We start from the raw sequence: 9,115 nt of genomic DNA on the forward strand, positions 1-9,115 counted from the left end.
CCTTTCCCTACAGCAGCCGCGAGGTCTCTTTCCCCTCGCGCGCCGGGGGTGTGACGCTTGCCGGAACGCTGACGCTTCCCGATTCGGTGCCGCCGCGGACTGCCCTTGTGCTTGTCACGGGCAGCGGACTGCAGAACCGCGACGAGGAGCTCTTCGGGCATAAACCCTTCCTGGTGATCGCCGACTTCCTGACCCGGCGGGGCATCGCCGTGCTGCGCTACGACGACCGCGGGTTCGGAACCTCGGAGGAGGAACTTCGGGCGCTGACCGGGGATGCCACGACGGCCGATTTTGCGCTCGACGCACTGGGGGCTTTCGACTTCCTCGCCGCGCAGCCCGGGCTGGATAGGGCGAAGTGCGGCATCCTCGGACACAGCGAGGGCGGAACGATTGCCTTCATGGCCGCCGCGGCCGAGCCCGCCGTTTCGTTCGTCGTCTCGCTGGCCGGCGCTCTGGTGCCGGGCGGGCGGCTGAGCCTGCTCCAGAATCGTCGCCTGATGGAGAGCCAGGGGCTGGATGACGCGACGGTCGAGGCCTGCTGCCGCCTGCTGGAGCAGTGCTACGAGACGTTGTGTTCTGTCCCGCAGGCCGACCTCACAGCGCGTCTTCCGGAGTTGAAGGCCGCTCTGGCAGCCGGGATGGAGGGGCAGCGGGTGCCGGAGCCGCTCCGGTTGAATCTCCTCCGTGTGCTCGACAGCGCCGCCGCCTCGCCGTGGGTCTATCATTTCCTGACGCATGACCCCTCGGATGCGATTCGTGCCGCGGGCAGCCGTCCCGTGCTGGCGCTGAACGGGTCGTTGGACCATCAGGTCGATGCTGTGGAGAACCTCGGGGCCGCCCGCCGGCTGCTCGGGGAGTCGCCGACACTCACCGTGAAGGAGTACCCGGGCCTGAACCACCTCTTCCAGCTCTGCACGACGGGCGATGTCGCCGAATACGAGACGATCGAACAGACCGTCTCCCCCGAGGTCCTCGCCGATCTGGCCGCCTGGATCTGCGCTCTTGGGAAGTAAACAGCCTGCCGCCGTGTGTACCCAAACAGAGAACGACCGCCCCAAACGGAGCGGTCGTCCTCTGTTCCGGATTGCTGCGGACGGGATCACACGGTCATGATCTCCTTCTCCTTCTTGGCGAGGATCTCGTCGAGCGTTTTGGTGAACTTCTCGAGCATCTTCTGGGTCTGGGTCTCGCCGTCCTTCGATTCGTCCTCGGGCATGCCCTCCTTCTGGGCCTTCTTGAAGGCTTCAACGGCATCGCGGCGGGCGTTGCGCAGGCTGATGCGGGCCGTTTCGGCTTCGCTGCGCACCTGCTTCACCAGCTCCTTGCGCCGCTCCTCGGTCAGGGGCGGAATCGTCAGGCGGATGGTCTCGCCGTTGTTCGAGGGGGTGAGGCCGATGTTCGAGTCGATGATGGCCTTCTCGATCGGGCGCAGCATCTTCTTGTCCCACGGCTGGATGAGGATGGTCCTGGCGTCGGGTACGGTGACGCTGGCAGCGCCCGATACGGGCACCTGCGATCCGAAGTAGTCCACCATCACGCCGTTGAGCACGTTGGGCGATGCCTTGCCGGCACGTACGTTGAGCAGCTCCTCCTCGAGGTGGTCGATGGCCTTCTGCATGCGGTTCGATGCGTCGTTGAGAATGGTCTTGGTATCCATGGATTTCTGCTATTTTTGTTTGTTTGTTGTGTCGGTTCCGGAGGTTCAAGCCCCGATCTTCAGGGCTATTCCTTTCCGGCCAGGGCCCGTTCGATGGCCGCGATCAGCTCGTCGAACTCCTCGGGCGAGTAGCCGATTGTGGCGGTGATGATCCGTCCGTCGCGGTCGATCAGGTAGTTGCGCGGGATGAAGTTGGTGGCATAGCGGTCGTAGATCGTCCGCGTCGAGTCGAGTCCCATGGGGAAGGTGTATCCCGTCTTCTCGCGGAAGGCTGCCACGTCGCTGCGCTTCTCGCCGCGCGAGACGGGCAGGAAGAGGAAGTCGCGGCCCGCGAAGCGGTCGATCAGGTCTTTCTGTACGCGGGTCAGCTCCTGACGGCAGGGCGGGCACCACGTGGCCCAGAAGTTGAGCAGCACGACCTTGCCCCGCAGCTCGGAGAGCGTCAGGTGCGAACCGTCGAACAGGGCGACGGAGAAGTCCGGGGCCGGGTCTCCGACCTTGACCAGCGTCGTGCTGTCGCTCTGCGATGCGCCGCCCTTTGCGCTGCGGTTGCCGCACGAGGGCAGCAGGACGATCACGGCGATGATGATGACGATCAGCGCCAGCATCACCCACAGTTGCCCGTTGCTTTTCTTTTTTCTTGCCATAGGTCGTTTCGTTTTTTTTGTGCGCCTCCCCGTCAGGCCTTGACCAGGGTGCCGATCGGTTCACCGGCAAGGACCTTGCCGAGATTGCCTTCGGTGTCCATGTCGAAGACGATGATCTGCAGCCCGTTTTCGCGGCAGAGCGTGAAGGCCGTGAGGTCCATCACCTTGAGCCTGCGCTCGAGCACCTCCTCGAAGGTGATCTCGCCGAACTTGGTGGCCGTCGGGTCCTTCTCGGGGTCGGCCGTGTAGACGCCGTCCACGCGCGTGCCCTTGAGCAGCACGTCGGCCTCGATCTCGATGCCGCGCAGGGCCGAAGCCGAGTCGGTCGTGAAGTAGGGGTTCGACGTGCCTCCGCCAATGATGACGACATAGCCCGCCTCGAGGTATTCGATGGCACGTGCTTTGGAGAAGTATTCGCCGATGGGCTCCATGCGGATCGACGTGAGGACCTTGCAGCGTACGCCGTTGTCCTCGAGCGCCGACTGGAGCGCCAGCGAGTTGATGACCGTGGCAAGCATGCCCATCTGGTCGCCCTTCACCCGGTCGAAGCCGCGCTTGGCGCCGCTCAGGCCGCGGAAGATGTTTCCGCCGCCGATGACGATTCCGATCTGCACGCCCGACGCGGCGGCGTCGCGGATCTGTTCGGCATAGGATTGCAGCACGGCGGGCGAAAGTCCGTATTTCTGTTCGCCCTGCAACGATTCTCCGCTCAATTTCAGGAGTATTCGCTTGTATTTCATGTTTCGAAGGGTTGTATCGCAATGCGAAGATAGGAAAATTTTCGAAAAAATTCGCAAGAAATGACTACCTTTACGGAAAATAGCGCACCGGCGGCGATGCCCGGGAAAATTTGGCGGAGCGCCTGCGGTATGCTATCTTTGCCGGCCCCAAGGCAGGGAGTGTGTAAAATGGCGGAAGAGAACAAAGCGAAAGAATACGGACTGTTGCGTCGGGTCTCCTCGCCGCGTGAGCTCAAGAAGCTCGCGCCGGAAGAGTTGCATGCCTATTGCGACGAGTTGCGACGCTATATCATCGAGGAGTGCTCGGTCAATCCGGGCCACCTGGCCTCCAGCCTGGGGGCCGTCGAGCTGGCTGCGGCGCTGCACTATGTCTATGATACGCCGGAGGACCGCATCGTGTGGGACGTCGGCCACCAGACCTATGCCCACAAGATCATCACGGGCCGCTTCGAGGCGTTCCGCACCAAGCGTCAGCTGGGGGGCATCAGCGGCTTTCCGCGTATGGCCGAGAGCGAATACGACGCTTTCGGCGGAGGGCACGCCTCGGTGTCGATCTCGGCGGCCTACGGCATGGCCAAGGCCGCTTCGCTCCGGGGCGAGCGGCGCAAGGTGGTGGCCGTCATCGGCGACGGCTCGATGACCGGCGGCCTGGCCTTCGAGGGGCTGAACAACGCCGGGGCCGACCAGTCCACCGACCTGCTGGTGATTCTCAACGACAACCACATGGCCATCGACCAGGCTACGGGGGCGCTGAAGAACTACCTGCTCAAGATCTCGACCTCCGGACGCTACAACCGCATGAAGCAGCGGCTGTGGACGGCCCTGTCGCGCACGCCCCGGCTGCTGCATCTCTGCCGTATGGCGGGGAACGCCGTCAAGCAGGGGCTGCTCAACAAGAGCAATCTCTTCGAGAGCTTCAATTTTCGCTATTTCGGACCCGTGGACGGCCACGACCTCGGGCAGCTGGTGCGGACGCTCCGCTCGCTGCGCGACATCGGGGGGCCGAAGTTGCTGCACGTGATGACGGTCAAGGGCAAGGGCTACCTGCCTGCCGAGCACGATCAGTCGGTGTGGCATGCCCCGGGACGCTTCAATCCCGACACGGGCGAGCGGATCGCTTCGAAGGGCGGCCCCGCCCGCTATCAGGATGTCTTTGGCGAGACGCTGCTCGACCTGGCCCGCCTCGACACCCGGGTCGTGGGCATCACGCCGGCCATGCCGTCGGGCTGCTCGATGAACATCCTCATGCGCGAGATGCCCGAGCGCTGTTTCGACGTCGGGATCGCCGAAGGCCACGCCGTCACCTTCTCGGCCGGCCTGGCCGCCGCGGGGATGATCCCCTTCTGCAACATCTATTCGACCTTCATGCAGCGCGCTTACGACAACGTGATCCACGACGTGGCGATCCAGGACCTCCCGGTGGTGATGTGCCTCGACCGGGGCGGTCTGGTCGGCGAGGACGGCGTGACGCACCACGGGGTTTTCGACATGGCCGCCTTCGCCCCCGTGCCGGGGCTGACGATCGCCGCGCCGATGGACGAACGCGAGCTGCGCAACATGATGTATACGGCTTTCCGGTTCGGACATCCCTTCATGATCCGCTACCCGCGCGGCTGCGGCGAGGGGGTAGCCTGGCGCGGCGCGGCGTTCGAGGCGCTGCCCGTCGGGCGGGGCCGCTGCCTGCGCGAGGGCTGCGACGTGGCGGGGTTGAGCATGGGGGCGGGGGGGAAGGGCGCGGCGGGAGCATCGGCACGGTGGGAAATGCCGCGGCGCGAGCCGTCGGCCGGGCCTCCGGTGAGGGCGTGCAGACGGCGCATTACGACCTGCGCTTTGTCAAGCCGCTCGACGAGACGCTGCTCGACGAGGTGGGCCGCAGGTTCCGCCACGTGGTCACTGTCGAGGACGGGGCCCTGCGCGGCGGGGTCGGCGAGGCGGTCGCCGCCTTCTTCAACGAACGCGGATACGATGTCCGCGTCGAGTCGCTGGGCATCGGCGACCAGTGGGTTGAGCACGGCACGCCGGCTCAGTTGCATGCGCTTTGCGGCTACGACGAGGAGTCGATCCTCCGGGTGCTGCTCGAAGCCGGACGGTCGTCCTGTGCCTGCGGGGCGTAATCCCGCAGGGAACTACTGCAGGACGAAGGTCCAGTCGTCGCCGCGGCCGAGCGCCGCATCATACTGGAATCCCTCCCATTCGAATCCCCGCAATGTCTCGGGGTCGGAGATCCGTTCGCGGATCAGGCTGCGCGTCATCTCGCCGCGGCACATCTTCGTGTATACCACGATCGTTCTGAGCCGTCCGCCTTCGCGGACGCGGAATTCGGGCGTGATGACCCGTACCTCGCGCCGCACGCGCCGCCAGTCGAAGAGGCGCTTCATCTCGGCGCTGGCCAGGTTCACCAGAATGCCGTCGTCGGCCCGTACGCGGTCGATCAGCAGGTCGGTCAGCCGCTCGGGCCACCGGGCGAAGACCGTGCGGTCGTCCGGTCCGGGCAGTACGGCGTCGCCCTCGAGCCGGTAGCTGCGGATGGCGTCGAGCGGGCGCAGCAGTCCGTAGAGGAACGAGGTGATGTTCAGGTGCTGCTGGGCGTAGGCGAAGTCGTCGGTCGAGAAGCCGGCCGGGTCGATGTGCTTGAAGACTACGCCCGTGTAGGCGGCGATGGCCGGCAGCAGGGGCGTGTCGTGGAAGTGGAGGTAGCGCCGGCGGTTCTCCGCAGCGATCGTGCGATTGACCCGCAGCAGGCGGGCCAGCTCGTCGGTGGTGAGAGCGGCCAGTTGGAGGGCCGTCTGTTCGGCCTTCGCACGGAACGGGGCTTCGGTTGCCGCGGGCAGGGCGATGTCGCTCGCCGCGGCCATGGTCTTGGCGCAGGAGATGAGGATTTGCATGCGTGGGATCGTTCGACGGAGTTCGGAGCCCGGCCGTTGCGGCCGGGCCTTGGGGTTTTCGGGGACCGGGACCCTCTCGGCGGGGTGTGGCCCCGGATTTGCGGGACTTATGCCACCGGACAGGGGATTCCGAGCGCTTCGACGCGGGCGGCGATCGCCTGTAGCTCTTCGCGTGGCACCTTCTCGAGCGTCGGGCAGGGCGTGTCGCGGTCGAGCGAGTAGACCATCACCTTCTGCGGGCGGATCTCCTCGACGAGCCGCAGCCAGGCCGACACCTCCTCCTCCGTGGTGTTGTCTACCGGCTCCCCGTTGCAGACTCCGCGCAGGAACATCGTCTGCAGGATCATGCGCCCCTCGAAGCGCTTCATCTCCCGGACGATGTCTCGGACGGCATAGGCGGGGTTCTGCGGGTTGTCGATCCGCCGCACCGTGGCGTCGAAGGCCGAGTCGAGTTTCAGGATGTTGTTGTCCACGCGCAACAGGGCCCGGCGGACCTCCTCGCGGTGGATCTGCGTGGCGTTCGAGAGTACGGAGACCTTCGCCCCCGGGCAGTGGGCGTCACGCAGGGAGAGCGTGTCGTCGATGATCGCCTCGAAATCGGGATGGAGCGTCGGTTCGCCGTTCCCGGCGAAGGTGATGACATCGGGCGGCGTCCCCTCGGCGGCCATGCGGGAGAGCGCCCCGGCAAGGTGTGTGCGCACCTCCTCGCGGGCATTGAAACGTCGGCCGCCCGGATGCTCGGCGTTCCAGCCGCATTCGCAGTAGATGCAGTCGAACGAGCAGAGCTTCGACTCGGTGGGCAACAGATTGACCCCGAGCGAGAGGCCCAGCCGGCGGGAGTGGACCGGGCCGTAGATGATGTCGTGATAAAGCGCTGTCATACGGCAAAAATAGGGATTTTTTTCATACCTTTACAAAAATCGTTCTTCGATGAAGCGAAAAACTGGTTTGTTGCCGCGGGTGGTTGCGGCCATTGCCGCGGGCATTCTCGGCGGTCTGTTTCTGCCCGACTGGACGGTGCGGATCGCGCTGACGTTCAATGCCCTGTTCGGGGAGTTCCTGGCCTTTGTCATCCCGCTGCTGATTCTGGGACTCGTGGCGCCCGGCATCGCCGACCTGGGACGCGGTGCCGGACGGCTTCTGGCGCTGACCGCTGCCCTGGCCTACGGATTCACGCTCGTCTCTGGGTTCGGTACCTATTTTGCCGGGCGTGCGCTCTTCCCCGTGCTGCTCGAGGGCGCTTCGGCCTCCCTCCCCGAGAACGGGGCGCAACTCTCGCCCTACTTCACGGTCGCCATGCCGCCGCTCATGGATGTCATGTCGGCCCTGATCCTCGCTTTCATGCTGGGGCTAGGCATCGCCCGTGTCCAGGGAAGGCGGCTGAAGGCCGCGGCCGACGAGTTCAAGCGGATCATCGAGGCGGTGATCGGCGGGGTCATCCTCCCGCTGCTGCCGTTCTATATCTTCGGCATCTTTCTCCACATGGCCCGCGCGGGGCAGGTGGCCGCCGTGCTCGGGGTCTTTGTCAAACTGATCGTCGTCATCTTCTGCCTGACGGTGGTGCTGCTGCTCTTCCAGTTCGCCGTGGCGGGCCTTGTGGCGCGGCGCAATCCGCTCCGTCTGCTGCGTGTGATGCTCCCGGCCTATGTCACGGCACTCGGGACGCAATCGTCGGCCGCGACGATCCCCGTGACGCTCGAACGGACGCTGCGTCTCGGCGTGCGTCCCGAACTGGCGTCGTTCGTCGTCCCGCTCTGCGCCACGATCCACCTGTCGGGATCGATGCTCAAGATCGTGGCATGCGCCCTGGCCGTCGCGATGCTGACCGGGCTCGACCTCCCGGGTTCGGCCTTCGCCGGCTTCATTCTGCTGCTCGGGGTGACGATGGTGGCGGCTCCCGGGGTGCCGGGCGGGGCTATCATGGCGGCCCTGGGGCTGCTGGAGTCGATGCTCGGGTTCGACGAGGCGCTGTGCGGCCTGATGATCGCCACCTACATTGCGATGGACAGCTTCGGCACGGCCGCGAACGTCACGGGTGACGGAGCCGTGGCCGTGATCGTCGATGCCGTGGACCGGCGGATGAAAAGGCGCTCCCCGAAGGGAGAACCCGGCGCCATGCCGGAGCCGTAATCGGCAAAGGGCCGGAACCTCGAAAGGTTCCGGCCCTTCGTTTTTCGGGTGTTCCGCTTACCCGAGTTCCGGTGCCCTGTCCTGCAGCAACTCCTCCGGGAGGCGGGGCATGGCCCCGTGCTGCGAGCAGACATAGGCCGAGACGGCAACCGCCCGGGCATGGGCCTCGGGAATCGGACAGCCCCGCAGCAGCGAGGCGCAGAATCCCGCCGTGAACGAGTCGCCGGCCCCGACCGTGTCGGCCACCTCGACCTGCGGCGTATGGAGGAACGAGATGCCCCGGTCGTGGAAGACGTAGCTCCCCCGGGTGCCGCAGGTCAGGATGACCTCCTGCAGGGCGTATTGCCGCTTCAGGGCCAGTCCGGCCTCCGTCATGTCCGTCGGCAGTCCGAACATCCGTGACAGAATGACGATCTCCTCGTCGTTTATTTTCAGGATGTTGCATCTTCCGAGCGACTCTTCGACCACCTCCCGGCCGTAGAACTGCTGCCGCAGGTTGATGTCGAAAACCCGCAGCGACGTTTCGGGCATGGCGTCGAGGAACCGCTGGATGGTCCGCCTCGAGTCGGGGTTGCGCTGTGCCAGCGATCCGAAACAGATGCAGCGTGTCTTTGCGGCCAGCCGCTGCAGCCCGGCGGTGAAGGGGATGTGGTCCCAGGCGACCTCGGTCCGGATGTCGTAGCACGGGATGCCCTGTGCATCGAGCGAGACCTCCACGGTTCCCGTGGGGTATTCGACCCGGGCCAGGTCGTGGTGCAGCCCCCGGGCGTCGAACTCCGCGACGATCCCGTCGCCCAACGGGTCGCGGCCGACGGCACTCACCGCCGTGGCCTCGAGCCCGAACTGGGACATGTGGTAGGCGAAATTGGCGGGAGCTCCGCCGATTTTGCGGCCTTCGGGCAGCATGTCCCACAATGCCTCTCCGATGCCGACAACCTGATCGTTTTTCATTTCGTATCTGTTTGAAGTTTACGGGAAAGATCCGTCAAGAGGCCTTTTTCAGATTCGAGTCCGGCATTTTGTCAAAAGGGTTTGGGCAGGTCGATTCAGAAGGCC

8 protein-coding genes and 1 pseudogene are annotated in these 9,115 nt (G+C 65.3%); 3 read left to right on the forward strand and 6 right to left on the reverse strand.

The genetic code is table 11. From position 1 onward, the window contains the following. Window positions 1-1,013, forward strand: a 1,013-nt coding sequence (locus QZL63_RS06075; protein WP_290586219.1) for an alpha/beta hydrolase, incomplete at its 5' end; no start/stop codon positions are given. A gap of 86 nt (window positions 1,014-1,099) precedes the next feature. Here the strand turns inward: QZL63_RS06075 and frr are convergent. From frr to pyrH, 3 genes are all read right to left on the reverse strand, one after another. Then, window positions 1,100-1,657, reverse strand: coding sequence for a ribosome recycling factor (gene frr, locus QZL63_RS06080; protein WP_022308441.1), 558 nt, complete (start codon window positions 1,655-1,657; stop codon window positions 1,100-1,102). Between the two features lie 65 nt (window positions 1,658-1,722). After that, window positions 1,723-2,304 (reverse strand): TlpA family protein disulfide reductase, encoded by a 582-nt coding sequence (locus tag QZL63_RS06085; protein WP_022308442.1) that lies wholly within the window; start codon window positions 2,302-2,304, stop codon window positions 1,723-1,725. 32 nt (window positions 2,305-2,336) lie between these two features. Next, a complete protein-coding gene (gene pyrH, locus QZL63_RS06090; RefSeq protein ID WP_022308443.1) occupies window positions 2,337-3,044 on the reverse strand; it encodes a UMP kinase in 708 nt (235 codons plus the stop codon). A gap of 168 nt (window positions 3,045-3,212) precedes the next feature. Between pyrH and dxs the strand changes: the two are divergent. Further along, a pseudogene (gene dxs, locus QZL63_RS06095) lies at window positions 3,213-5,158 on the forward strand (1-deoxy-D-xylulose-5-phosphate synthase). Window positions 5,159-5,170: 12 nt separating this feature from the next. On the opposite strand, the gene QZL63_RS06100 reads toward dxs, so the two are convergent. Together QZL63_RS06100 and QZL63_RS06105 are read right to left on the reverse strand one after the other, a co-directional pair. After that, window positions 5,171-5,929 carry a YaaA family protein gene (locus QZL63_RS06100; protein ID WP_290586223.1) on the reverse strand — a complete coding sequence of 253 codons (759 nt, stop codon included), beginning with the start codon at window positions 5,927-5,929 and terminating at the stop codon, window positions 5,171-5,173. Window positions 5,930-6,036: 107 nt separating this feature from the next. Next, a complete protein-coding gene (locus tag QZL63_RS06105) occupies window positions 6,037-6,810 on the reverse strand; it encodes a radical SAM protein (protein ID WP_022308445.1) in 774 nt (257 codons plus the stop codon). A 49-nt stretch (window positions 6,811-6,859) separates the two neighbouring features. Between QZL63_RS06105 and QZL63_RS06110 the strand changes: the two genes are divergently transcribed. Beyond that, window positions 6,860-8,059, forward strand: coding sequence for a dicarboxylate/amino acid:cation symporter (locus tag QZL63_RS06110; protein ID WP_022308446.1), 1,200 nt, complete (start codon window positions 6,860-6,862; stop codon window positions 8,057-8,059). 57 nt (window positions 8,060-8,116) lie between these two features. Here the strand turns inward: QZL63_RS06110 and QZL63_RS06115 are convergent, their stop codons facing one another. Then, window positions 8,117-9,010 (reverse strand): carbohydrate kinase family protein, encoded by an 894-nt coding sequence (locus tag QZL63_RS06115; RefSeq protein ID WP_022308447.1) that lies wholly within the window; start codon window positions 9,008-9,010, stop codon window positions 8,117-8,119. Window positions 9,011-9,115: the final 105 nt, after the last annotated feature.

Origin of the sequence: Alistipes sp. CAG:268, assembly GCA_000434235.1 — a bacterium.
In the GTDB taxonomy this organism is placed as follows: domain Bacteria; phylum Bacteroidota; class Bacteroidia; order Bacteroidales; family Rikenellaceae; genus Alistipes; species Alistipes avistercoris.